Source organism: uncultured Brevundimonas sp. (assembly GCF_947305955.1).
Taxonomy (GTDB): domain Bacteria; phylum Pseudomonadota; class Alphaproteobacteria; order Caulobacterales; family Caulobacteraceae; genus Brevundimonas.
In genome coordinates, this window is record NZ_CAMZFB010000007.1 from 19,599 (window position 1) to 43,818 (window position 24,220).

Annotated in this window: 25 protein-coding genes and 1 tRNA gene; 20 read left to right on the forward strand and 6 right to left on the reverse strand. The window is 63.6% G+C overall.

Going from position 1 to position 24,220, the window contains the following annotated elements:
• Window positions 1-43: 43 nt before the first annotated feature.
• The 6 genes from Q0Y42_RS03205 (at window position 44) to Q0Y42_RS03230 (ending at window position 5,980) form a co-directional block, all read left to right on the forward strand.
• Window positions 44-1,441, forward strand: a complete 1,398-nt coding sequence (locus Q0Y42_RS03205) for a Mur ligase family protein (RefSeq protein ID WP_297800117.1) — start codon at window positions 44-46, stop codon at window positions 1,439-1,441.
• 86 nt (window positions 1,442-1,527) lie between these two features.
• Window positions 1,528-2,193, forward strand: coding sequence for a PepSY-associated TM helix domain-containing protein (locus Q0Y42_RS03210; protein ID WP_297800119.1), 666 nt, complete (start codon window positions 1,528-1,530; stop codon window positions 2,191-2,193).
• A gap of 13 nt (window positions 2,194-2,206) precedes the next feature.
• Window positions 2,207-2,719, forward strand: a complete 513-nt coding sequence (locus Q0Y42_RS03215) for a DUF2271 domain-containing protein (protein WP_297800122.1) — start codon at window positions 2,207-2,209, stop codon at window positions 2,717-2,719.
• Between the two features lie 12 nt (window positions 2,720-2,731).
• Window positions 2,732-3,526 carry a DUF4198 domain-containing protein gene (locus tag Q0Y42_RS03220; RefSeq protein WP_297800124.1) on the forward strand — a complete coding sequence of 265 codons (795 nt, stop codon included), beginning with the start codon at window positions 2,732-2,734 and terminating at the stop codon, window positions 3,524-3,526.
• A gap of 92 nt (window positions 3,527-3,618) precedes the next feature.
• Window positions 3,619-4,602, forward strand: coding sequence for an FAD:protein FMN transferase (locus Q0Y42_RS03225; RefSeq protein WP_297800126.1), 984 nt, complete (start codon window positions 3,619-3,621; stop codon window positions 4,600-4,602).
• A gap of 19 nt (window positions 4,603-4,621) precedes the next feature.
• Window positions 4,622-5,980: a sulfite reductase subunit alpha gene (locus Q0Y42_RS03230; RefSeq protein WP_297800128.1), complete on the forward strand. Its 1,359-nt coding sequence runs from the start codon at window positions 4,622-4,624 to the stop codon at window positions 5,978-5,980.
• On the opposite strand, the gene Q0Y42_RS03235 is transcribed toward Q0Y42_RS03230, so the two are convergent.
• Both Q0Y42_RS03235 and Q0Y42_RS03240 read right to left on the reverse strand, forming a co-directional pair.
• Window positions 5,977-6,654, reverse strand: coding sequence for a Fe2+-dependent dioxygenase (locus tag Q0Y42_RS03235; protein WP_297800130.1), 678 nt, complete (start codon window positions 6,652-6,654; stop codon window positions 5,977-5,979). The two genes, Q0Y42_RS03230 and Q0Y42_RS03235, sit on opposite strands and share 4 nt — an antisense overlap.
• Before the next feature lie 80 nt (window positions 6,655-6,734).
• The gene (locus Q0Y42_RS03240; protein WP_297800132.1) at window positions 6,735-9,008 is read right to left on the reverse strand and encodes a TonB-dependent siderophore receptor; all 2,274 of its coding nucleotides are present in this window, start codon (window positions 9,006-9,008) and stop codon (window positions 6,735-6,737) included.
• A gap of 168 nt (window positions 9,009-9,176) precedes the next feature.
• Here Q0Y42_RS03240 and Q0Y42_RS03245 point away from each other — a divergent pair, with 168 nt between their 5' ends.
• The 10 genes from Q0Y42_RS03245 to Q0Y42_RS03290 all read left to right on the forward strand — a co-directional run bounded on the left by Q0Y42_RS03245 (window position 9,177) and on the right by Q0Y42_RS03290 (window position 17,304).
• Complete coding sequence (locus Q0Y42_RS03245) at window positions 9,177-9,488, forward strand: YerC/YecD family TrpR-related protein (protein WP_297800134.1); 312 nt, start codon at window positions 9,177-9,179, stop codon at window positions 9,486-9,488.
• Window positions 9,489-9,514: 26 nt separating this feature from the next.
• Window positions 9,515-10,393 (forward strand): ATP phosphoribosyltransferase, encoded by an 879-nt coding sequence (gene hisG / locus Q0Y42_RS03250; protein WP_297800136.1) that lies wholly within the window; start codon window positions 9,515-9,517, stop codon window positions 10,391-10,393.
• Window positions 10,393-11,700, forward strand: coding sequence for a histidinol dehydrogenase (gene hisD, locus Q0Y42_RS03255; RefSeq protein ID WP_297800138.1), 1,308 nt, complete (start codon window positions 10,393-10,395; stop codon window positions 11,698-11,700). The genes hisG and hisD overlap by 1 nt, the downstream gene beginning before the upstream one ends.
• Window positions 11,697-13,121 carry an imidazoleglycerol-phosphate dehydratase HisB gene (hisB, locus tag Q0Y42_RS03260; RefSeq protein WP_297800140.1) on the forward strand — a complete coding sequence of 475 codons (1,425 nt, stop codon included), beginning with the start codon at window positions 11,697-11,699 and terminating at the stop codon, window positions 13,119-13,121. The genes hisD and hisB overlap by 4 nt, the downstream gene beginning before the upstream one ends.
• Complete coding sequence (gene hisH, locus Q0Y42_RS03265; protein WP_297800143.1) at window positions 13,118-13,723, forward strand: imidazole glycerol phosphate synthase subunit HisH; 606 nt, start codon at window positions 13,118-13,120, stop codon at window positions 13,721-13,723. Before hisB ends, hisH begins: the two co-directional genes overlap by 4 nt.
• Entirely contained in the window at window positions 13,720-14,451 is a 732-nt protein-coding gene (hisA, locus tag Q0Y42_RS03270) for a 1-(5-phosphoribosyl)-5-[(5-phosphoribosylamino)methylideneamino]imidazole-4-carboxamide isomerase (protein ID WP_297800145.1), read from the forward strand. The genes hisH and hisA overlap by 4 nt, the downstream gene beginning before the upstream one ends.
• A 31-nt stretch (window positions 14,452-14,482) precedes the next feature.
• Window positions 14,483-15,250 carry an imidazole glycerol phosphate synthase subunit HisF gene (gene hisF / locus Q0Y42_RS03275; RefSeq protein WP_297800147.1) on the forward strand — a complete coding sequence of 256 codons (768 nt, stop codon included), beginning with the start codon at window positions 14,483-14,485 and terminating at the stop codon, window positions 15,248-15,250.
• On the forward strand, window positions 15,247-15,873 hold the full coding sequence (gene hisIE, locus Q0Y42_RS03280; protein WP_297800150.1) for a bifunctional phosphoribosyl-AMP cyclohydrolase/phosphoribosyl-ATP diphosphatase HisIE: 627 nt from the start codon (window positions 15,247-15,249) through the stop codon (window positions 15,871-15,873). The genes hisF and hisIE overlap by 4 nt, the downstream gene beginning before the upstream one ends.
• Window positions 15,874-15,993: 120 nt before the next feature.
• The gene (locus Q0Y42_RS03285) at window positions 15,994-16,875 is read left to right on the forward strand and encodes a peptidase (protein WP_297800152.1); all 882 of its coding nucleotides are present in this window, start codon (window positions 15,994-15,996) and stop codon (window positions 16,873-16,875) included.
• Between the two features lie 150 nt (window positions 16,876-17,025).
• Window positions 17,026-17,304, forward strand: a complete 279-nt coding sequence (locus Q0Y42_RS03290) for a hypothetical protein (RefSeq protein WP_297800155.1) — start codon at window positions 17,026-17,028, stop codon at window positions 17,302-17,304.
• A gap of 105 nt (window positions 17,305-17,409) precedes the next feature.
• On the opposite strand, the gene Q0Y42_RS03295 is transcribed toward Q0Y42_RS03290, so the two are convergent.
• The 3 genes from Q0Y42_RS03295 to Q0Y42_RS03305 all read right to left on the reverse strand — a co-directional run bounded on the left by Q0Y42_RS03295 (window position 17,410) and on the right by Q0Y42_RS03305 (window position 19,977).
• The gene (locus tag Q0Y42_RS03295; RefSeq protein ID WP_297800157.1) at window positions 17,410-19,212 is read right to left on the reverse strand and encodes a CIA30 family protein; all 1,803 of its coding nucleotides are present in this window, start codon (window positions 19,210-19,212) and stop codon (window positions 17,410-17,412) included.
• A gap of 220 nt (window positions 19,213-19,432) precedes the next feature.
• Window positions 19,433-19,507: transfer RNA gene (locus Q0Y42_RS03300), tRNA-Val, on the reverse strand.
• 113 nt (window positions 19,508-19,620) lie between these two features.
• On the reverse strand, window positions 19,621-19,977 hold the full coding sequence (locus Q0Y42_RS03305; protein ID WP_297800160.1) for a response regulator: 357 nt from the start codon (window positions 19,975-19,977) through the stop codon (window positions 19,621-19,623).
• A gap of 134 nt (window positions 19,978-20,111) precedes the next feature.
• On the opposite strand from Q0Y42_RS03305, the gene Q0Y42_RS03310 reads away from it, so the two are divergent.
• Complete coding sequence (locus tag Q0Y42_RS03310) at window positions 20,112-20,975, forward strand: N-formylglutamate amidohydrolase (protein WP_297800162.1); 864 nt, start codon at window positions 20,112-20,114, stop codon at window positions 20,973-20,975.
• Between the two features lie 233 nt (window positions 20,976-21,208).
• On the opposite strand, the gene Q0Y42_RS03315 is transcribed toward Q0Y42_RS03310, so the two are convergent.
• Window positions 21,209-21,895, reverse strand: a complete 687-nt coding sequence (locus tag Q0Y42_RS03315) for a DUF599 domain-containing protein (protein WP_297800164.1) — start codon at window positions 21,893-21,895, stop codon at window positions 21,209-21,211.
• A 127-nt stretch (window positions 21,896-22,022) separates the two neighbouring features.
• On the opposite strand from Q0Y42_RS03315, the gene ppa reads away from it, so the two are divergent.
• From ppa to Q0Y42_RS03330, 3 genes are all read left to right on the forward strand, one after another.
• The gene (gene ppa / locus Q0Y42_RS03320; protein ID WP_297800166.1) at window positions 22,023-22,565 is read left to right on the forward strand and encodes an inorganic diphosphatase; all 543 of its coding nucleotides are present in this window, start codon (window positions 22,023-22,025) and stop codon (window positions 22,563-22,565) included.
• A gap of 115 nt (window positions 22,566-22,680) precedes the next feature.
• Window positions 22,681-22,938, forward strand: coding sequence for an Lrp/AsnC family transcriptional regulator (locus Q0Y42_RS03325; RefSeq protein WP_242914443.1), 258 nt, complete (start codon window positions 22,681-22,683; stop codon window positions 22,936-22,938).
• 101 nt (window positions 22,939-23,039) lie between these two features.
• Window positions 23,040-24,218, forward strand: a complete 1,179-nt coding sequence (locus Q0Y42_RS03330; RefSeq protein WP_297800170.1) for an acyl-CoA dehydrogenase family protein — start codon at window positions 23,040-23,042, stop codon at window positions 24,216-24,218.
• Window positions 24,219-24,220 lie beyond the last annotated feature (2 nt).

A 24,220-nucleotide genomic window follows, 5' to 3' on the forward strand; every position in this document is an offset into this window, starting at 1 on the left:
GACAATCTGACATTCCCCGTTTTCGTGCATCAAAATCAAGCCGATGAACAAAGACTATTATTTCTGTGGCATCGGCGGCTCGGGCATGATGCCGCTGGCCCTCATCGTCCAGTCGCAGGGACACCGCATCAGCGGATCGGACCGCGCGCTGGATCAGGGCCGCACGCCCGAGAAGTTTGACTGGCTGCGCGCCCACGGCGTGGGCCTGTTCGCACAGGACGGATCGGGCGTGACGTCCGCCGACCAGACGGTCATCGCATCGGGTGCCATCGAGGACACCGTGCCCGATATCGCCGCGGCCAAGCGCGTCGGGGCCACCATCCTGACCCGCCCGCAGTTCCTCAGCCAGCTGTTCAACGCCAGCCCGATCTCGGTCGGCGTGGCGGGAACCAGCGGCAAGTCCACCATCACCGGCATGGTCGCGTGGATCCTGCACCAGACCGGACATAGGCCGACGGTCGTGAACGGGGCGGTGATGAAGAATTTCGTCACCGACGACCAGCCCTTCGCCTCGGCCCTTGTCGGCGGGAACGACACCTTTGTCGCCGAGGTCGATGAATCCGACGGCTCTATCGCCCGCTACAATGCGACGGTCGCCGTGGTGTCGAACATCTCGCTCGACCACAAGTCGATGGAAGAACTGCGCGACCTGTTCGGCGGCTTCGTGCGCCGTGCCGATACGGCAGTGCTGAACCTCGACAATACCGAGACCGCCGCACTGGCCCAACAGCTCGCCGACAGCGGCGAGACCAAGGTCCGCACCTTCACCCTCGGTGAGGCCGAGGCCGACATCACGGCCCGCGCTATCCAGCCGCTGGCCGACGGCATCCGCTTTGAACTGGTCGCAGCCGGACAGTCCCGCACCGTCACCCTGAAGGTGCCCGGTGCGCACAATGTCGCCAATGCCATCGCCGCCATCGCCGCCGCCAATGCTCTGGACGTGGGCATCGACGAGGCGGCCACGGCACTGGAGAGCTTTGAGGGTATCCGCCGCCGCCTGGAGACGGTCGGCACCTCGGCCAAGGGCATCACTGTCATCGACGACTTTGCCCACAACCCCGACAAGATTTCCGCCACGCTGAAAACCCTGCACGCCTTTGACGGGCGTCTGCTGGTGATGTTCCAGCCGCACGGCTTTGGCCCGCTGAAGCTGATGAGGCAGGAGTTTATCGACACCTTCGCCACGCTGTTGAAGCCCGACGATGTGCTGGTGATGCCCGAGCCTGTCTATTACGGCGGCACCACCGACCGCTCGGTCAGTTCAGGGGACATTGCCGAGGGCGTTCGCCAAGCCGGTCGTCAGGCCGAGGCGCTGGCTACCCGCGACCTGTGCGCCGATCGGATTGTCGAACTGGCCAAGGCCGGTGACCGCATTCTGGTGATGGGTGCGCGGGACGACACCTTGTCGCAGTACGCCGCCGAACTGCTGCAAAGGCTGTAATTCTACACTCCACAGGGCGGACTTATGCCCCGCCCATTTGCAATTTAGTATTGCAACTCGTTCGCAATATGTGGCAAGCCCGATGCGTGACCGAGAATGCTGATACGTCCAAATCCGCAGCACCGCGCCCGACGGCAGCGGTGAACGCGCGCCGTTCCTTCTGGCTGAAGCAGTTGCACAGCTGGCACTGGATTTCGGCGGCCGTCAGCCTTGTCGGCATGATGCTGTTCGCGATCACTGGCATCACCCTGAACCACGCGGCCCAGATTCCGGCCAAACCCGTGGTGAAGGAAACCACCGCCGAGATGCCCGCGCCGCTGGTGGCGCGTCTGGCCGACTTCCCCGACGAGACAACCGATCCGGCCCCCGATGTCATGGTCCGCTGGGCCAAGGACGCGTTTGACGTCAACATCGCGGGCAAGCCCACCGAGACGACCGCCGAGGAAATCTATGTCGCCCTGCCCATGCCCGGCGGCGATGCATGGATGACGCTGGACCGCACCACCGGCGAGGCCGTCTATGAAAAGACCACGCGTGGCGCGATCGCCTATCTGAACGACCTGCACAAGGGCCGGAACAGCGGCACCGTCTGGTACTGGTTCATCGATGTTTTTGCCGTGGCCTGTGTGATCTTCACCGTCACCGGTCTGGCGCTGGTGTGGTTCCACGCCCGCAGCCGCCCGTCCTCGTGGCCGCTGGTCGCGCTGGGCCTCGTGATCCCCGTCGTTATCGCCCTAGTTTTCATCCACTGACGAGTACACACCCATGCGTAAGCTTCCTCTCGTCCTGACCACCGCGACCCTGACGGCCGCAGCGGCTCCGGCCTTTGCCAACACCCTGTCGGTGACCGTGGACCTGCCGCGCGTCGGCGGTGCCTCCTATCACCGTCCCTATGTCGCGGTGTGGATTGAAAACCCCGACCAGTCCCTGCGCCAGACGCTGGCCGTTTGGTACCAGCAGACCCGCAACAACGAGGGTGACGGCAAGGACTGGCTGAAGGACATGCGTACCTGGTGGCGCAAGGGTGGCCGCTCCATGACCCTGCCCGCCGATGGCGTTTCTGGCCCGACCAAGGCTCCGGGCCGCCACACTGTGACTGTACCGGCTTCGCGCCTGCGTAACCTGCCCGCTGGCAACTACACCATCGTTGTCGAAGCCGCCCGCGAACTGGGTGGCCGCGAAGTCGTCCGCGTACCTTTCCGCTGGGGCGGGCCGAACACGGCCAACGCCTCGGGCTCTTCCGAACTGGGCGCCGTTCGCGTCGCCGTGACCCGCTAAGGATCGCAACTGATGAAAAAGACCTTCGCCCTTCTGGCTCTGGCCGCCGCCCTCGCCGCCCCGATGTCGGCGCAAGCGCACCGTGCGTGGCTGGCTCCGACCTCGACGGTTCTGTCGGGCAATGACGCATGGGTTGGCTTCGATGCCGGCATGTCCAATGTCGTGTTCCAGCCGGACCACGCCGCCATGCGCCTGTCGGACCTGCAGATCATCGCGCCGGACGGCACCAAGCTGGAAGCCCAGAACGCCAATCAGGCCCGCTATCGCTCGTCGTTCGACATCGAACTGAAGCAACAGGGCACCTATCGCATCGCCAATGTCGCCCAAGGCTTCATGGCCATGTACGAGCAAGGCGGCGAGCGTAAGCGCTATCGCGGCAGCGAGGCCGACTTCGCAGCGGCACTGCCTGCCGATGCCACCAATGTTCAGGCCTCGCGCACCTATACCCGAACCGAAACCTTTGTGACCCTCGGCAACCCGACCGACATCACCGCCACCGGCCAAGGTCTGGAACTGATCCCCGTCACCCACCCGAACGATGCCGCCGAGGGTGAAGCCTCGACTTTCCAACTGGTGCTGAACGGCGCACCGGCAGCCAATGTCGATGTCACCATCGCCCGTGGCCACCAGCGCTATCGCTCGTCGCCGGAAGAAATGACGGCCAAGACCGACGCCGAAGGCAAGTTCACCGTGAACTGGGAAAAGGCCGGCCTGTACTGGATCGGTGCCTCGGTCCGTGGCGAAGGTGCCGACGGCCAGCCGGGCACCAGCGCTTCCTACAACGGCACGATCGAAGTCCTGCCGTAAGAATGCTGAGTTCGGCGTCCGCCCCCTTGCCCATACTCATCGGGGATCATTTCCCCGATGAGGGCTCAGGCAACCGTGTCCTGATCCCCGCTATGGACAAGATGCCCGAGCGGCCGCCGAGCGATCAGGTCCTGTCACTGGACGGGACCTCCATGGGGACGACCTGGCAGGTGCGCCTTGTGCCGCCGCCGGGGGCGTCCCTTGAGGGGTTCAGGGCCGCGATCGAGGACGAACTGGCGCGCATCATCGCACTGTTCAGCCCGTGGGTGGATGACAGCGAGATCACCCGCTTCAATCGCGCCCCCGCTGGCAGGTTCGACCTGTCACCGGACTTCTTCGACGTCCTCGCCTTTTCCATGGATATGGCGGACAGGACCCGGGGTGCTGTCGATCCCACCCTTGGCGCACTGGTCGATCTGTGGGGTTTTGGACCGTTGGGACCGCGCCCGTCCGATGATCCCCTGCCCGCAACATCCGAAATCGCCGAGGCCCTGTCCGTCAGTGGCTGGCAAAAGCTGGCACTGGATGCTCAAGCGCTTGGCGCGGCCCAGATCGGCGGGATGCGGCTGGACTTTTCAGGCATCGCCAAGGGACGGGCTGTGGACCGTGTCTCGGAACGGCTGAGCCGAATGGGCGCGACCTCGCATCTGGTCGAGATAGGCGGCGAACTGAAGGGTTGCGGCGTCAAACCCGACGGTCAGCCGTGGTGGGTCGAGATCGAGACGGTCGAGGGTCTGGACGCCCAACGCACGCTTGCCGCGCTTTACGAAATCGCGGTCGCCACATCCGGTGACTGGCGCAAGTCCTTCACCCACGATGGCGTCGCCTACAGCCACACGCTGGACGGGGCGACGGGACGCCCTGTCGCCAATGGCGTGGCGCAGGTCACGGTCTTTGACGCCCAAGCCATGCGGGCCGATGCACTGGCGACCGCCTTTACGGTTATGGGTGTGCCCGAAGCCCTGTCGCTGGCGTCGTCGATGGATGTCGCCGCCCATTTTGTCGTGCGTACCGAGGACGGTCTGGTCGAGCACATGAGCCCCGCCTTTGCCGCCATGTTGGAGGACGAGGCCTGAGCGCCTCTTTTGATCGTCAGTGACCCACAGCCTTCCCAACTGGATCTGCGCCCTTGTCTGCATCGCCCTGTGGCTGGCCCTTGTCGGCTGGACGGTGATGAAGGTCCGCCGCGAGAACCGTGCGGCCCGCGAGCGCGCGGCGGCACTGGGGCAAAGCGCGGCCACAACCGTGCTGGTCGCCTATGCCAGCCAGACAGGCACGGCCGAGGACATGGCATGGAAAACCGCCGCCAGCCTATCGGAAGCCGGAACGCCCGCCCGCCCTGTCTCGCTGGCAGAGTTGGACGAAGCCACACTCAAGGCTGCGCAACGTATCCTGTTTATCGTTGCCACCACCGGCGAGGGCGATGCGCCGGATAATGCCTCGGGCTTCCTGCGCCGCCAGATGACGCACAAGATCGATCTGGGTCATTTGAACTATGCCGTTCTCGCGCTGGGAGACAGCAGCTATGAACGCTATTGCGCCTTCGGCAAACAGTTGGACGACTGGCTGGCCGAGGGTGGCGCGCATGCGCTTTATCCGCGCATCGATGTCGATAACGGCAATGCCGACAGCCTGAACCTGTGGCAGCAGCAGCTGGCCGATCTGGCCGGAGCGGACAGCCTGTCTGTCTGGACGCCGCAAGCCTTCGAGCCATGGCAACTGGTCCGCAAGGTCCACCTCAACCCCGGCAGCGCGGGGGGCGAGGCATGGCATCTGGTCTTCCAGCCGGTCGATCACGCGCCCCAATGGGAAGCGGGTGACATCGCCGAGTTCGCCCTGCCCGCCGCCGAAGGCGAGACGCCGCAGACGCGCGAATATTCTCTGGCCTCCATTCCCGCCGATGACGCGGCGGAGTTCTGTGTTCGCCTGATGACAGGACCGGACGGCACGCCGGGCCTCGGCTCAGGCTGGCTGATCCGCTCGCTGAAGGAGGGCGATGTCGTGGACATGCGTATCCGCCCGAACCGCAGCTTCCGTCCGGCTCCGTCGGAGGCACCGATCCTGCTGATCGGCAATGGCACCGGCATCGCGGGCCTTCGCGCCCATCTGAAGGTCGCCCGCAAGGGCCAGGCATGGCTGCTGTTCGGCGAGCGCAACCGCGCCCACGACAACTTCTTCGGGGATGAACTGAAGGCGCTTCAGGCTGCAGGAATGCTGGCTCGCGTCGATCACGCATGGTCGCGTGACGAGGGCGATGGCCGCTATGTCCAGCATCTGATCTCCGAGAACGCCCGCGACATCGAACGCTGGATCGACCGCGGGGCCTATATCTTCGTGTGCGGCAGCCTTGAGGGCATGTCCAAGGGCGTCCATGCCGCCCTGGAAACCGTGCTGGGCGAAGAGCGTCTGCAGGGCCTGACCGATGCGGGCCGCTATCGCCGCGACGTCTATTAAACCTCGGACCAGCGCCGCAGCAGGTTGTGATAGACGCCGGTCAGTTCGATGACCGCCTGATCCTTGGGACCGCGCTCGATGTTCAGGCGCTGGATGGCCACATCCATGCGGAACAGGCTTTCACGGTCGGCATCGTCACGGATCAGGCTCTGTAGCCAGAAGAAGCTGGAAACCCGCGCACCGCGCGTCACCGGCGTGACGCGGTGCAGGCTCTTTGACGGATAGAGCACCATATCGCCCGCGGGCAGTTTCACGCTCTGCTCGCCGTACATCTCCTCGATGATCAGCTCGCCGCCGTCGTAATCCTCCGGTTCGGACAGGAAGAGGGTGGCCGACAGATCGCTGCGGATACGCACGTTGCCGCGCTGGCGGATGGCGTTGTCGACATGGGTGCCGAAGTTTCCGCGCCCCTCATAGCGGTTGAACAGCGGCGGGAAGACGGTGTGCGGCAGGGCCGCCGACATGAACATCGGATTGGCGTACAGCGCCTGTGTGATGATCCCCTGCACCTCCCTGGCCTCGGGGCTGTCCTCGGGCAGTTGCAGGTTCTGCTTGGCCGTCGCGGATTGGTGGCCGGAGGTCATGTTCCCGTCCGCCCACGGCCCGCGATCCAAAATGGCGCGCAAGGCCTTTACCTCATCCTTGGTGAATACGCCGGGGATGTGCAGCAGCATGACGGAGGCTTCCTTCTCGATAGCAATGACCCTGCCATCCATTGGATGACAGGGCCACAGTTCACGACACTTGAGGGATATCAGTAGCGCAGGTTGAGCGTCACCAGAGCCGAACGGCCCGGCGCGACATCGGCGTGGTGAACGCCGTTGGTGCGCATGATGTAGCGTTCGTCCCCCACGTTCTTGACGTTGATGGTGATCGAGGCGCGCTCGTTGATGTCGTACGAGCCCATCAGATCCACGCGGGTGTATTCGGGCGCATAGACGCGGTTGGTGCCGCCGCCTGCACCGTTCTGGTTCCCGCCCCACGACTTGGAGACGTAATAGACACCGCCGCCGACCGTCAGCTTTGGCAGCAGGCGATAGGTGGTGAACAGGCTGGCCGAATGCTCAGGGGTATTGGCCAGTTGCTCGCCGACGACGGTGCTGTTGTATGCCCCCTTCACCAGCTCGGAATCCTGCCACGTATAGCCGCCGAACACCTGCCACTTGTCGGTGATATTGCCGGCGACCGACAGTTCGACGCCCTTAACCTCAACCTCGCCCGCCTGCTCATAGACATCCGGTGCCACGAGGATGGCGGCGTTTTCGCGGGTCAGCTGGAAGGCGGCGATACCGAGCGACAGCCTGTCGTCGAACAGGTTGGCCTTGGCCCCGATTTCGAAGCTTTCGGTCTCTTCCGGATCCAGCAGCTGTCCTGCCAGATTGCCCGAACCCTGACCGTTGCCGGTGTTTTGGTCACCCGCAGAAATCGTCGGCGGGGTCGAGGACGTGGCCCACGAGGCATAGACGCTGGAGTTCTGGGTCGGCTTATAGACCAGGCCGACCTGATAGTTGGTGAAGCTCCAGTCACCCTTGCGCGGGGTATAGACAGGGGCGTTCACCGTGCCCGATGCATCGACGCCCTCGACCGAATAGTCGTCGTAGCGCAGGCCGAGATTGACGATGAATTTCTCGCCAATGTTGATCGAGTCGAAGCCATAGAGGGCCACGGTGTCAGTGGTGTTGCGGCTGACGACACTGCGGTCGATGGTGCCCTGCCAGCTGTCCGAGGTGTTCGGCGCGTAAAGCGGGGTGCAGTCAAAGCCCGTCATCGGGGCCGGACAGGCCGAACCACCGGTCGTGGTGATCGCATAGGAGGCGTTGCGGTTCTTCTCACGCGACAGCTCGACACCCAGATTGAAATTGTGGGTGATGGCTCCGGTCTGGAAGCTGCCGGTCAGGTCGGTGGCATTGGCGATGGTGGTGACCGGGTTCCAGCGCGACTTGGTGCCGCGCTTCATCCACCACACGCTGTCGATCAGCTGGACGCCGCCATTGGTGACATTGCCGCCGTCACCCGGATTGGTGACCACATAGTCGTTGAGGGTTTCCGAATAGCGGCTGATGTTGCGCAGACGCAGGCCGTTATCGAACTCGTGCTGGAAGATGGCCGAGAAGGTATCGACCGTGTTTTCCAGATAGTCGCGGTCCTTCACACCATAGAAGGCGTCGCGGTCGACGTTCAGGATGCCGCTGTCGTCATCACGGATGCCGGTCTTGGTGAAGAGCGGGATGCCGTAGTCGGGCATCTGGTTCGACGTCAGGTGATAATAGCTGGCGGTGAAGGTGGTGTCGGTACCAAGACCCGCCGCGAAGGCCACCGCCAGACCCCATTTGTCGTAGTCGACGCTGTCGCGGCCCGCGACATCGCCCTGCGCGCCCATCAGGTTCAGGCGAAGCGCCGAGTTGTCCGAAACCTTCCAGTTAGTATCGATCGTGCCGCGCACATAGCCGTCGGTGCCGACGCCGATCGAGCCATTGGTGAAGTCGTTGAGGCGCGGCTGTTTGGTGGCGAGGTTGATGCTGCCACCGCCCGAGCCACGGCCCGAATAAACGGCGTCCGGCCCCTTCACGACCTCGACCTGTTCGAGGTTGAAAAGCTCGCGCTGCTGGCCGCCGCTGTCGCGCATACCGTCGACGAAGATATTGTTGCCCGAGGCCTGACCACGGATGATCGGACGGTCGGCCAGCGGTTGTCCGCCTTCACCGGCACCCAGCGTAATACCGGGCGAGTTGGCCAGAATGTCCTGAAGCGACATGGCCGCCGACTGTTCAATCACCTGTTGCGGGATGACGGTCACGGCACGCGGCGTATCCACCAGCGGCGCGACGAACTGCGGGTCGTGCGGCTCGCGCTTCACCTTGCGACCGTGCACGTCGATGGTACCCAGATCGGTCGAGTCCTGACTGATACCTGCTGCATCGACCGCATCGACCATGTCATTGGCCATTGCGGGCGCGGCACCCAGAACACCTGCGGCACCGCCCGCAAGGAACAGGGCTTTGATCGCCAGAGCACGAGTGTCGGTCATTGGGGTTGCCTTCGCCTACGCTAGAAATGAGAGGCGTTCGCAATAGCACAGCGACATCTCGCCGCAAGCAAAATTGATAATTGTTCTCATTATCGGCCGAACTTTTTCGTGGACCAGACCAGCGCCCGGTTGACTGTGCCACTGTTACAGCATAGTGAAACAGCCGAAATGACCTCCCTCCCCGACCAAGACCCCGAAACGACGGCGCGCGATGCGCTGCTGGACGCCTTTCTTTCCATGCGCACGCGTGAGGAAATGGCGGCGTTTCTGGCCGATCTTTGCACCCCCGCCGAACTGCGCGCCTTTACCGAGCGCTGGCAGGTGGCGCGGCTCTTGGATGCTGGAGGCAAATCCTATCGCGAGATCGGTACCGAGGCGGGGGCCAGCCCCACCACCGTGACCCGCGTCGCCCGCTATCTGAAGGACATGCCGCATCAGGGCTATCGCATCGCCCTGGACCGCATCGCCTCCGCTGACTGAATATCCTGACCCTAGAAAGTAATCCCATGAGCACCCAACAAGGTCGGCTCCGTATCGCCATTCAGAAATCCGGCCGTCTGGCCGATCGTTCGCTGGACCTGATCCGCGACGCCGGTCTGAAGTGGGTCAAGGGTCATAACGAGCTGCTGTACCGCGTCGAGAACTATCCCATCGACCTGATCCGCGTGCGTGACGACGACATCCCCACCTTCGTGGCCGATGGCGTCTGCGATCTGGGTATCGTGGGCGAGAACGTTCTGGAGGAAGGCCGCAACGGTGGCCCGAACGCCGAGATCGTCATGCCGCTGGGCTTTGGCCGCTGTACGTTGAAGCTGGCGACACTTCCGGGTGAGTGGAATGGCCCCAAGGATCTGGAAGGCCAGCGTATCGCCACCTCCTATCCCAACATCCTGAAGCGCTATTTGGAAGCCGAGGGCGTGAAGGCCGAGGTGGTGTTGATGCGCGGCGCGGTGGAAGTGGCCCCGCGTATGAAGCTGGCTGCCGCCATCTGCGATCTGGTCTCGACCGGCGCAACGCTGGAGGCCAACGGCCTTGTCGCCCGCAACACCGTGTTTGATTCACAGGCTGTCCTGATCAAGTCGCCCAAGGCCCCCGAGCCGGAAATGGCCGACCTGCTGGAAAGCGTGATGGAGCGCATGTCGGGCGTGATTGCATCCTCGGGTGCTAAATACGTCATGATGAACGCCCCGCGCGCAGCGCTGGACGAGATCATCGCCATCCTGCCGGGTGCCGGATCCCCCACCATCATGCCGCTGGCCGGACGTGACGACGCCGTGGCCGTCCACGCCGTCTGTCAGGAAGCCGTGTTCTGGGAAACGCTCGAGAAGCTGAAGGCCGTCGGTGCCTCGGCCATCCTCGTCCTGCCCATCGAGAAGATGATGTGATGAAGACCTTCGACTGGTCCCAACTGGACGAGGCGCAAAAGCGCGAGGCTCTGACCCGTCCCGCACAGCGCGTTGCTGCCGACGTTACCAATGTCGTGCGCGAAATCATGCAGGACGTCGCCCTGCGTGGCGGTGCCGCCGTCACCGACTGGTGCGTGAAGCTGGATGGCGCACCACCGCGCCGTGTTCCGATTAACAACGAGACGATCAGCGCTGCCCGCGATCAGCTGGCCCCTGCCGACACCCGCGCCATCCGTATGGCGGCGGAAAACATCCGCGTCTTCCATCAGGCAACCAAGCCGTCGGACACCGAGCTGGTAGAAACCACCGCAGGCGTCCGCTCCAAGCTCGCTTGGCGCGCCATCGGTGCGGCGGGAATCTATGTGCCGGGCGGTACCGCGCCGCTTTTCTCTTCGCTGCTGATGCAGGCCATTCCGGCGCAGGTGGCGGGCGTGAAGACCCGCGTCGCCGTGACCCCGCCATCCAAGGACGGCAGCGTTCACCCCGCCATGATCCTTGCCGCCGCAGAGGCTGGCCTCGATGCCCTCTGGGCCATCGGTGGGGCGCAGGCTATCGCCGCCCTGACCTTTGGCGTCGAGCTTGAGGACGGCGTGATCCCGCGCTGTGACAAGCTGTTTGGCCCCGGCAATGCCTATGTGGCCGAGGCCAAGAAACAGGCCAATGCCCTGCCTGCCGGTCCTGCCGTGGACATGCCCGCCGGTCCGTCCGAACTGATGGTCGTGGCCGACAGCGCCGCCGATCCGGTCATTGCCGCCGCCGACCTTCTGTCCCAAGCGGAACACGACAAGGACGCGCAGGTCATCCTCGTCGCCACCACCAAGACTGCTCTTCAGGCCATTCTGGAAGAGGTCGAGGAACAGGTCGCCACCCTGCCGCGCGCCGAGATCGCCCGCGCGTCTCTGGGTGAAGCCCGCGCCATCCTCGCGCGCAATCCGGACGATGTGATCGAGGCCATCAACATGTACGGCCCCGAACACCTTGCGCTCCAGACCGAGGACGCCGGTGATCTGGTCGACCGTATCGAAGCTGCCGGTGCCATCTTCGTCGGTGGCTGGGCCGCTGAAACCCTCGGCGACTATGCCGCCGGTCCCAGCCACGTCCTGCCGACCGATGGCGGTGCCCGCACGCTGGGCGGTATCACCACCGCCAGCTTCATGACCTCAATGTCGGTGCAGTACGTCAATGAGGAGGGTGCCCGCACCCTCGGCCCCATCGCCGCCCGCCTTGCGCGTCTGGAAGGGCTGGAAGCCCACGCCCGCGCCGCAGATTACAGGAGCGAGGCATGAGCCTGCCTGCCCCCTTTGCCCCGCTGGTCGCGGCCAATGACGGTCTCGACAACTATCCGTCCAGCCCGTCGGCTCTGGCCGCGCGCATGGCCGAAATCTATGGCGTCGAGACCGATCAGGTCCTGCCGGTGCGTGGCCTGACCCACGCGCTGGAACTGGTCTGGCGTCTGGCGTTGAAGGAAGGCGGTTCGGTCGAGGCCCCCAAAGCCGAGCCCTATGCCCGCCTGCAATCCATCTATCCGGCCAAGGGGGATGACATCGCCGTGGTGGCCCGTGCCATCGGCTCGGTCGAAGCCATCGCCGAGATGGCCCAGCGCGTCGCTCCGGCTCTGCTGGTCATCGACGAGGGCGTGATCGAGTTTTCCGACGCACCGTCCGCCGCCACCATCATCAAGGACGTGCCGAACCTGATCGTCCTGCGCAGCCTGTCGCTGGCCTATGGTCTGGCGGGTGCCCGCGTGGGGGCCGCCCTGGCCCAGCCGCAGACGCTGGAGCGTCTGGCCTCGGTGATCGAGCCCTATGCCCTGCCCGCCCCGCTGGTGAAACTGGCGCAGCAGGCGCTGGACCCGTCGCGCATGCTGGAGAATGCCGAGCGCATCGCCGGTGTCCGCCGCGAGCGCGACCGTCTGGTGCGTGAACTGTCGCGCATCATGCCGGTGGATCAGGGCGTCGGCCCCGTGATCATCGCCCGCCCCGAGAACGTCGAAGCGGCGGTGGCCCAACTCAAGACCTTCGGCATTGCTGCCGATGTGTCGGAACAACGCCTGCGCCTGCCCGTATCGCTGAAGGCCGAGGTCAACGACCGCCTGCTGGCCGCGTTCGGCATGAATGTCGGCAGGGTGCGCGCCCCGCGTATCGGCCAATCGGTCCGAGACACCAAGGAAACCCGCATCGTCTGCACGGTGAACCTTGATGAATCCGGTCCGGTGAAGATCGAAACCGGCGTCGGTTTCTTTGACCACATGCTGGAACAGATCGCGGCCCACGGCGGCTTCTCGCTGCGCCTCAAGTGCGAGGGCGATCTGTTCACCGATCCGCACCACACCATCGAGGACAGCGCGATTGCCCTCGGCCAAGCCCTGAAACAGGCGCTGGGCGAGCGCAAGGGTATCCAGCGCTATGGCTTCGTCCTGCCGATGGACGAGGCCAATGCGGTTGTCTCCATCGACCTGTCGGGCCGACCCTATCCGGTATTCGAGGGCACGTTCGATACGCCCTACATCGGTGAATACCGCACCGACCTGACGGCCCACGTCTTCCGCTCGCTGGCAGAGCATCTGGGAGCGGCCGTCCACATCAAGGTCACCGGCACCGACGACCACCACAAGACCGAGGCCTGCTACAAGGGCTTTGGCCGTGCGCTGCGTCAGGCCATCAAGGTTGAGGGCGACGCCATTCCGTCGACCAAGGGCGTCCTATGAGCAACGTCACCTTGATTGGTTACGGCTCGGGCAATGTCGCCTCGGTCCGGTTTGCGCTGGAACGTCTGGGCGCGCGGGTCCGCATCACTGCCGACCCCACCGATGTGCTGGAATCCGAGCGCGTGATCCTACCGGGTGTGGGGGCTGCGGGCTATGCCATGAAGCGTCTGCAGGCCCTTGGTCTGGTCGAAGCCCTGCGCGCTTTCGAGCGCCCGCTGATGGGCGTCTGTCTTGGCCAGCAACTTCTGTTCGAAGCCTCGGACGAGGATGGCGATATCGAGATGCTGGGCCTGATCCCCGGTCGCGTGACCGCTATCGAGCCTCGCCCCTCCCTGCCCTCGCCCCACATGGGCTGGAGCCGCCTGAGCAAACGCCGTGACGATCCTTTGCTGGACGGCGTGACCGATGGCGAATGGGCCTATTTCGTCCACGGCTTTGTCTGCCCCGATGGCGAGGCGACCATTTCGGCAGCCGACTATGGCGGCCTGCCTGTCCCCGCCGTGGTCAACCACAAGAACCGCTGGGGCTGCCAGTTCCACCCCGAGCGCTCGGCCAAGACCGGCGCGCGTATCCTTAAAAACTTCCTTGAGTTGCCCGCATGATAATCTATCCCGCCATTGACCTGAAAGACGGTGTCGCGGTGCGTCTGATGCACGGCGACTTCGACAAGGTCACCCGTTACGACGACAACCCCGCCAGCCGCCTCGCCGCCTTTGCCGCCGAGGGTGCCGAATGGGTCCACATCGTCGATCTGGACGGGGCCAAGGCCGGTGCCGCCCGCCAATACGAACTGGTCGGCGAAATGGCCAAGGCTGTGGATGTGAAAATCCAGTGCGGCGGCGGCGTCCGTTCCGAGGACGACGTCAAACGCCTGCTGGACAATGGCGTCAGCCGCGTGGTCGTCGGCTCTCTGGCCGTCACCCAGTCAGATCAGGTTCTGGCATGGCTGGACCAGTTCGGTGCCGAGGCGATTACGCTGGCGCTGGACGTCAAGTTCGAGGACGGCCAGCCCGTTCCGGCGCTCAAGGGCTGGACCCAGTCGGCGGGTGTGGACCTGTGGACCGTACTGGACCGGTATCCGCCCGAACTGCTGACCCACGTTCTGATGACCGATGTCAGCCGCGACGGTGCCCTGACGGGGGCCAACCTCGACCTGCTGGCCGAAGCGCTGCGCCGTCGCCCCGAACTGAAGATTCAGGCCTCGGGCGGTGTCGCCACCCTGGCCGATCTGACCGGAGCCAAGGCCATTGGCTGCGACGGGGCCATCACAGGCCGCGCTATCTATGAGGGCAGGTTCACCGTCTCCGAAGCCATCAAGGCCGTCGCCTGATGACCGGACTTTTCTATAGGAGCGGGGTTCAATGACCGCCCGCCGTATCATCCCCTGCCTCGATGTGAAGGACGGACGCGTCGTCAAAGGCGTGCGCTTCGAAGGCCACCGCGATATGGGCGACGCCGCCGAACTGGCCGCCCGTTACCGTGACGCCGGTGCCGACGAGCTGGTCTTTTACGACATCACCGCCAGCCCCGAAGGCCGCACCCTCGACTATTCCTGGGTTCAGGACATCGCCCGCCTGCTGGACATTCCTTTCTGTGTCGCGGGCGGCATCCGCACGGTCGAACAGGCCTCGCGCTGCCTCGACCACGGCGCGGACAAGGTGTCGATCAACTCGCCCGCCCTTGAGCGCCCTGAGCTGATCGCCGAAATGGCCGAGCGTCTGGGCCGCCAGTGCGTAGTGGTCGGCGTCGACAGCGCGTTCCAGGACGGAGAATGGAAGGTCCACAAATACACCGGCGATCCCAATGCCCGTCGTGGCGCGGGCAAGCTGACGATGGACTGGATTATCGAGGCGCAAACCCTCGGTGCCGGCGAGATCGTGCTGAACTGCATCGATCAGGACGGCGTACGTAAAGGCTATGACATCGCCCAGCTGGGCGTCGCCCGCGAAAAGCTGACCATTCCGCTGGTCGCGTCCGGCGGTGCGGGGGCCCCCGAACATTTCCTGTCGGCGTTCAAGGATGCCGATGTTTCCGGCGCATTGGCCGCGAGTGTCTTCCACTCCGGTGCCATCGCCATTCCCGATCTTAAAGCCTACCTCGATCAGAACGGGGTGGAGGTACGCATATGAGCGATCTGAAATCTTCCGTGGACGTGTCGGCCATCGACTTTGGCAAGGGCAACGGCCTGATCCCTGCCGTAGTGCAGGACGCCGATACGCTTCAGGTCCTGACGCTGGCCTATATGGACAAGGCCGCGCTGGAAGAGACGCTGGAGAGCGGACAAGCCACCTTCTTCTCGCGCTCGCGCGGGGGCCGTTGGCGCAAGGGTGAAACCTCGGGCGACTTCCTCAATGTCGTGTCGGTGACGCCGGACTGCGATGCCGATGCCGTGGTCGTAAAGGTGCGTCCGGTCGCCCAAAACGCCTGTCACCTGAACCGCACTTCCTGCTTCGGCGACGAGGTCGCACCGGGCGTGGGCCAACTGGCCAGACTGGAGCGCATCATCGCGGTGCGCGCTGCTGCCGATCCGGAAGAAAGCTGGACCGCCCGCCTGATGCAAAAAGGTGTAAAGCGGATCGCCCAGAAGGTGGGTGAGGAAGGCGTTGAAACCGCCCTTGCCGCCACCGCAGGTCCGGATGAGGAAGTGGCCAATGAAGCCGCCGATCTCATCTATCACCTGCTGGTTCTGCTGCACGCGCGCCAGATGAAGCTGGAAGACGTTGTGCAAGTTCTGCGGGCCCGCGAGAAATAGGCCCGCACCCAAGGCGGATGTCCGAATTAAGTCAGTAACATGGCTGTGCTTTGCGTCTTTTCGCGCCGCAGCTATAGCAGGACTAACTGAACGCTGACGTTCGTCTTGGAGACCCCATCTATGTCGCACCTCCTCCGTCCGGCTCTGGCCGTCTGTTTGGCTCTGGCTCCGGTCGCGACGGCCCAAGCCCAGGACTGGCGCGGCACGCCTGTTTATGGGTCGGTCCGTCTGTCGGCAGGTTTCACGCCTGATCCGCACGAAGTAAATGTGACCGCTGGCGGCTCGATCAATGCCACCAATATCCGCGATGCGGAGTGCGTGGGCATGATCGGGCGCAATCCGGACTATGTGGTGAACTATTCGGCGGACGACCTGAGCCTCTATATCCGCGCAGAATCGGACGGTGACACCTCGCTGGTCGTTCGCGATCCGCGCGGGTTCTGGAACTGCGATGACGATACCAACGGTCTGGACCCGGAAGTCAGCTTCCCGTCGCCGCGCTCGGGTAACTATCACATCTGGGTCGGCACCCTGTCCGACGAACCGATCTCGGCCACCCTGTCCATCTCGGAACTTTCCGGCGGCTCTTCGGGCGGTCGGTCGCTCGTCGACATGAGCGCCACCGCCACCTATGGTGAAGTCATCCTGCGCTCGGGCTTTACGCCGGACCCGCACACCGTCGAGATCGTTTCGGGCGGTTCGATCGATGCCAGCGACGTTTCGTCGGAATGCCGCGGCATGATCTCCAGCTCGCCCGACTATGAGGTGACCTATCGTGACGCAGGTTCCTTCCCGCTGACCTTCAGCTTCGTCTCGCGTGGCGACACCACTCTGGTGATCAATGCGCCGGACGGTAGCTGGTACTGCGACGACGATTCCGGCGGCAAGCAGAACCCGCGCGTCTATTTCCGCGATGCCATGGACGGCGTCTATGACATCTGGGTCGGCAATTTCGGTGGCAGCGCCTCTGGCGAGCTGCGCATCTCGGAAATCGATCGCTAAGTCCAAAAACGACAGCTCCAATCTGAGCCATAAACCGTTCTGGATTGGGGCTTTTTCCGAGCCGACGATAAAAAATCATCACAGGCTCGTGAACCGATGGTTGATGAGCGGCGTTTATGTTCTTTCCCGCCTAACTCTCAAGGAGTTCCTATGCGCAAGATCGTACTCGCTGCTCTGACCGTTGCTGCCATGACCGGCCTGGCTGCCTGCCAGAACGCTGCCGAGAAGGAAGCTGACGCCAAGGCTGATGCCGTTGAAGCCAACGCCGACGTGGCCGTGACCCAGCTGGAAAACCAAGCTGACGCCGCTGCTACCGACGCTGCCAAGGACGCTCTGAACGCTCAGGCTGACGCCGTTGAAGCCAATGCCGAGCAAAAGGCTGACGCCATCCGTGACGGCGCTGCTGCTGCTCCGGCCGCTACCCACTAATCCGGTAGCCGGACCTTCGGTCCAAAAAATCAGCCCCGTCGGTATGAACCGACGGGGCTTTTTTATACCTGCCGGATCGCTCCGGCAGGTCTCGATTTGAGAGGATCAGTAGAAGCTGATCTGCTGGATTTCGAAATAACCCAGCGCACCGGCATCGCGCACGAAACCGACGCGGACATCAAAGATCTTTCCGGCATCGAATGCGGGGCCTTGGCCACCACCGCGCGTCGGCACCGGCGTCAGGGCAGAGAAGGGCACTTCCACCTCGGTCCACTCGCTGCCCGCCGTCACAGCAGCGCTCCACGAACCCTGGAGGCCGCGCAGGCGCAACTCATAGGCCTTGCCGTCACCACGGAGACGCAGCTTCACGCCGCGATAGCCGCTCAGGTCAGCAGGAACGATGCTGCCCCGGGTCATCGGGAAGATCACGCCGGCGGTCGGGTTTTCCTTTTGCGACATGCGCGCAGAGACCGACAGGATACGCTTGCCGTCCGCATCGGTGATGATCTGGCTGATCTGGGCCGAGCGGTCCTGACCACCGTCAAAGTCCTCCACACGCAAGGTGTTGAGGTTGGTGCGGCCATCGGCGCGGGTAAAGTCGTCGATGACAGCGCCCACCGTCACAGCTGGCAGGGTCGGCTGGCTGTTGGCGGCCGCCAGACGGGCCCCCAGACCATGCACCACGCGGCCATCGATCAACACGGCATGGGTGTTGCGAACGTCGGAAATCTGCTCCCACGGGCGACCGTTCACCAGCACCAGATCGGCGCGCTTGCCGACTTCGATGGTGCCGCGATCGGCGATCATGCCCATGGCCTGCGCGCTGTTGGCGGTTCCGGCCATCAGGGCCTGGGTCGGGGTCAGGCCAGCCTGCACCAGCAGTTCCATTTCGCGCAGGGTCGATGTGCCATGCGGCGTGCCCGTCATGCCCGCATCGGTGCCCAGAGCGATCAGAACACCCGCATCATGCAGACGCTTCACATTGTTCAAGGCAAAGCCAAACTTGCGCAGCGATTGCTGGAAGCGCGGCGTGTCGGGATTGGCAGGCGGCGTCTGCCCCGGCTTGACCGGCTCATAGACCGCCAGCGTCGGGGCATAGGCGGTGCCTGATTCCTTGATCAGCTGGACAGTCGCATCGTCAAGGACGCGGTCCTGAAGGCTGTGGGCGATGATATCGACACCGGCACGGGCCGCCACGGCTCCGCGCTCGACCGTCACGCTGTGGGTGACGACGCGGACGCCGATCTTGTGCGCCTCGTCGACGATGGCCTTCAGCGTCCATTCGTCCATGCTGGTGTTGTCAGCCGACTGGCCATAGCGCCAGCCATCCGCAAACACCTTGATCAGGTCCGGCTGATAAGGGGCGATGGCCTGAACACCGGCACGGCCCGCTTCGGGCGTATTGGCCCAGCGGGTGGTGTTCTGATCAGCCCAGTCCGCGCCGTGACCACCGGGGGTGGACATGCGGGCGGTGAAGTTGACGTGCGGCGTGGTCAGGCTTTCCAGCCAGCGGCGACGCGGCTCGAAGCTTTCCGGCGGCTGGTGGAAGTCATTGATGGTGGTCACGCCGGCCTGCACATAGGCGGTCGCGACCTCGGGCGTCAGCGCCGGATCACCCGCAGGCGTCCAATGGGTGTGCACATCCCAGAAGCCCGGCAGCAGGGCCTTGCCCTCGGCACGGATGATTCTGGCCCCGCGCGGTGCGCGCACCTCGGGCCCGACCTCTGCGATTCGCCCGTCGCGGATCACGACATTGGCGCGATAGGGCTCTGCCCCCGTGGCGTCGAAAACCGTCGCGCCGACAATGGCCACAACACCGTCCTGCGGTGCCGCAGCGAATCCGCCAACCATGGCCAGCGCCGTAGCGCCCAGCAGGGTCCGGCGGGCAATCGAAAAACTAAGGCTCATTTACTGGTAATCCCCCTATGCGGGCTTACCGATACCCGCAGACCGTCACCTTAGGTCGCGGGGCGATCACAAAACAAGGAAAGCTGTGCCGAAAAACGCGCTGCATGGCGACTGGAACGCACAAACATTGCCCGGACAGCTGCGGAACGCGTGAAAACGCACACAGCACAACCCACAGCAAGACCGCTGTGAAAACCGCTTCGATGTCTAGGGAAGAGAATGGTGGACGCGACAGGGATTGAACCTGTGACCCCTACGATGTCAACGTAGTGCTCTCCCGCTGAGCTACGCGTCCGCCTTTTCTGCGGCCCGTCCAAGTTGCCTTGGTGGGCGGGAAGGCCCGTCGTATAGCCCCCCTTTTCGGGAATCGGCAAGAGGTTTTTTCAACCTTTTCCGATATTTTTCAGATTACGCTGCAATCATTTTATCGACCTCGTCGACGAGGTCTTTCAGGTGAACCGGCTTGGCCAGCACCTTGGCCTGCGGTGCAGCCTGTGCCGCCGTCAAAGCCACGGCGGCAAATCCCGAAATGAACATGATCTTCATATCGGGGTATCGGGCCGAAGCATTGCGGGCCACCTCGATACCGTCTGCACCCGGCATGACGATGTCGGTCAGCAGCAGGTCAAAACCCGTCTGCTCCAGGGCGACAATGGCATCGTCCCCGTTCTCGCAATCGATCACGTCGTGCCCCGCCCGTTCCAGAGCGCGTTTGAGAAACCCGCGTAACGACGAATCGTCTTCGGCAAGAAGGATGCTGGCCATCGATAGTTCCGGAAATCCCGTTCGGTCGCGTCTTGCATATGCCAGATAACACTGGCGCGTAAACCAGCCATGAAGGGTCGCCGCCATAATCTGTGTGCACAGGACGTCCGGCGAGAAAGGCTGTATGTCGGGATATGGCCGAAACGACCCCACAGCGCGACCCCTTGCCCGAACCTGCGGCCTATTCGGTTATCACGGCAACCGAACCCGCGACCGGTCTGGTCTTTGCCTCGCCCCACTCTGGCCGACACTATCCAGATGACATGCAGTCCTGCCTGTCCGTCGCGTCGATACGCGGCGTTGAGGATGCCGCCATGGACGAACTGATCGCTCCGGCAGCGGCCCATGGGGCGGAGGTGATTCTGGCGCGCTATGGCCGGGCCTATGTCGATCTGAACCGCTCGGCCCATGACATCGATCCGGAACTGGTGGCAGATTGTGCGCTGGAGCCGACACCAAAGACGGTGGCGGGCTATGGCGTCCTGCACCGTCTGAGCTGTGACGGGCGTCCGCTGTATGATCGCCTGCTGTCGATGGCCGAGGTTCAGAACCGGCTTGATGCGGTCTATCACCCCTATCACCATGCGCTCGGCGAACTGATGCAGTCAGCGCGCGCCCAAACATCCAACGCCCTGCTGGTCGATTGGCATTCCATGCCCAGCCGCGCCACCGGACGGGGCGGACCCGATATTATTCTGGGCGATCGTCACGGGACCAGCTGCGATGCCTTCTGGACGCGTACGGTGCGCCAGCTGTTCGAGCAGCACGGTCTTTTTGTCGGGCTGAACCGTCCCTATGCGGGCGGCTATGCGACCCAGTACTGGGGCTGCCCCGAAGAGGGCTATCAGGCCCTGCAGATCGAGGTGAACCGCAACCTCTATTGGGACGAGGACAACCACCGCCCCGCCGCAGGCTGGAAGCGCTGCCAGACCATCATCCGTCAGGTATCGGCGGCCCTTTGCGCGACCGCGACACAGCGTCTGGCCGACGCCGGATAAAAAAAAGCCGCGCCAGTACCGGCGCGGCTATGAAAGTCTATAGGGAGGAAACGCCCAGGAAGGGCGAGACGCTCGAAAGCGTCAGATTTCTATTTAGGTTGCACCGCACAAATAAGCAACCACGGATTCACAAGACCGTTTCACAGCATGTTACAGCAGCTGTAATAAAGTGCTTCAAAAACCGGATTTTGGCCGTTTGAGCGCAGATTATTGCGTCTGCTCACGACCAAGGTCTAGTTCCGATCCAGCAGGCGACGCGCCGCACGAACCGCGTTTGCCGCCGGAGAGGCGGACTGTCGCCACATCAAGAGCGCGATGACCGAGACAATGCTCAGCAACAGCCAGACCGAGCCGAACAGCCACGCCGCCGCGGCCAGTGCGAAATAATAGCCACGCACCCCGCGATTGAACGACCCCAGCGCCGGATTGAGCACCCGCCCCACAGCCTGCCCATAGGCCTCGCGGTCGCCTTCATGGTCGATCTCGGGCGCGGCCCCGATCAGGGCGACCGTATAGTTGAGCTGTCGCAAGGCCCAGACAAAGTCCAGCAGGCCGCGCGCCAGACACACCAGTATCAGCGCCAGCTTGGCCTCCAGCAGACGGATGGTGGCAACTTCTGACCCGACATCGATCAGGCCTCGCATCGCCGTCTCGCCCCCGAACAGCACACTGGCCACCGCCGCGATCAGCAGCAGGTTGGTCGAGGCAAAGAAGGAGGCCGAGGAAATGGTGTGTCCCATCAACTGGCTGTCCACCAGCCGCATCTGGCGATGGGTCATGGCGTGCATCCATGCCGCCCGCACGGTCAGCATGTCGGCGTTGAGCGATCCCGCCCGCCGCGCGACCAGACCCATGAGCGGGTCATAGCCCAGCCACAGCAGGATGAAGATGACGACCGCAATCCAGTCCAACCACTGCATTTGCCAAGACACTCCAAAACCGTTTGCGCGACGAAGGTCGGCTTCCAACCAAGCGAAGCTTGCCGTCACGCCTCGCAAAGCTTATCACGCCCGCCAACTTCTTTCGCATCTGCAATAGAGCACGAACATGAACATCGACGCTATTCCGGTCGGTAAGGATGCCCCTTGGGACGTCAACGCCATCATCGAAATCCCGGCCAGCGGCTCGCCGGTCAAGTACGAGATGGATAAGGAATCGGGCGCTCTTTACGTCGACCGCTTCCTGTCGACCCCGATGGTCTATCCGGCCAACTACGGCTTCATCCCGCACACCCTGTCGGACGATGGTGACCCGTGCGACGTGCTGGTGCTGAGCCCGTATCCGGTTGTCGCCGGCAGCGTCCTGCGCTCGCGTCCGATCGGCGTGCTGATCATGACCGACGAAGCTGGCCGCGACGAAAAGATTCTGTGCGTGCCGGTCGACAAGATGACCCCCTTCTACAAGGACGTCACCTCGTACGAGCAACTGCCGGAAATCCAGCTGCAGCAGATCGAACACTTCTTCACCCGCTACAAGGATCTGGAGAAGGGCAAGTTCGTGAAGATCGACCGTTGGGGCTCGGCTCAGGAAGCCGCTGACCTGATCGTTGCCGGTCAGGCCGCGCACAAGGCCAAGCAGGAAGCCAAGTAAGACTTCGCTTCACGCTGACAGATCAAAGGGCGTTGCGGACCTCCGCAGCGCCCTTTTTCTTGGCCACCGCCTTCGCCCGCGCTAAGGCACACAAACCAAAGGGAGTGTTGCCACCATGATGACCGCCATCTTCGTCTTCATCAAATGCGAGCTGGGCTTTGCCAATGATGTGGCGGCCGATCTGGTCGATAACGTCCAGCACATCAGCGAGGTCTATTCGATCTCGGGCGATCACGACCTACTGGCCAAATTCCACCTGCCCAAGGACATGGACATCGGCACCTTTGTGACCAAACAGGTCCAGACGCGCCCGAACATCCGCGACACCTACACCGTCATCACCTTCTCGCCCTTCCTGCCCACGAAGGGGTGATCGCGGGCGCTGTCATAGACAGTAGCCAATCGAAACCCTTGTGATAACGTCGTTCCCGAGGGCAGCCCGCAAGAGGCTGCGATCAAGGGGAAACGACCGTTATGAGCGATCTGGAAGCGTTCCGCGCCGAGGTGCGGCGCTGGCTTGAGGAAAACTGTCCGCCCGAGGTGCGCGGGCCGATCGAATCCGAGAACGACATGATCTGGGGTGGCCGCAACGCCACCTTCAAGACACCCGCCCACAAGCTCTGGATGGAGCGGATGGGATCGCGCGGCTGGACCGCGCCGGAATGGCCCGCCGAATACGGCGGCGGCGGCCTGTCGCGCGAACAGGCCAAGGTGCTGGCCAGCGAGCTGCGGCGCATCAAGGCCCAGCCTGCGCTGAACAGCTTTGGCATCTGGATGCTGGGTCCGGCGCTTCTGGCGTTTGGCACCGAGGCGCAGAAGAAACGCTTCCTGCCCGAGATCGTGCGCGGCGAAATCCGCTGGTGTCAGGGTTATTCCGAGCCGGGATCGGGGTCCGACCTTGCCTCGCTGCAAACCAAGGCCGAGGATCACGGCGACCACTGGATCGTCAACGGCCAGAAGATCTGGACGTCGTATGCCGACAAGGCCGACTGGATCTTCTGCCTTGTCCGCACCGACCCCACGAACAAGCACAAGGGCATCAGCTTCGTCCTGTTCGACATGACGACGCCGGGCGTTTCGACCCGCCCCATCACCCTCATCTCCGGCAAGTCTCCCTTCTGCGAGACCTTCTTCGACAATGTACGTGTCGAGAAGGAAAACCTCGTCGGCGAGCTGAACCGTGGGTGGGATGTCGCCAAATACCTGCTGGCGCACGAGCGCACCATGATTGGAGCCATGGGCGAGGGTCTGGGCCGTCCGCTGGGCGAGGTGGCCCGCGACAGCATCGGCACCGACGCGCAGGGGCATCTGGATGATCCCATGCTGCGCGCCCGCATCGCCGAATGGGAACTGGACGGCGCGGCCTTCCGGCTGGCGATGGACAGCGCAGTGGACCGGATGAAGGCCGGACAGGCCCATCCTGCCCTCGCCTCGGTGCTGAAATACTATGGCTCGGAACTGAACAAGCGCCGCTTCGAGCTTCTGATGTCCGCCGGTGGCTATGAGGCGCTGGAGTGGGAGAGCGAACGCTCACGCGAGGGCGAGACCGCCCGCAGCTGGCTGCGGACCAAGGCCAACTCCATCGAGGGCGGCACCACCGAGGTGCAGCTCAACATCATCGCCAAACACCTGCTCAACTTGCCGGGAGCCTGAGC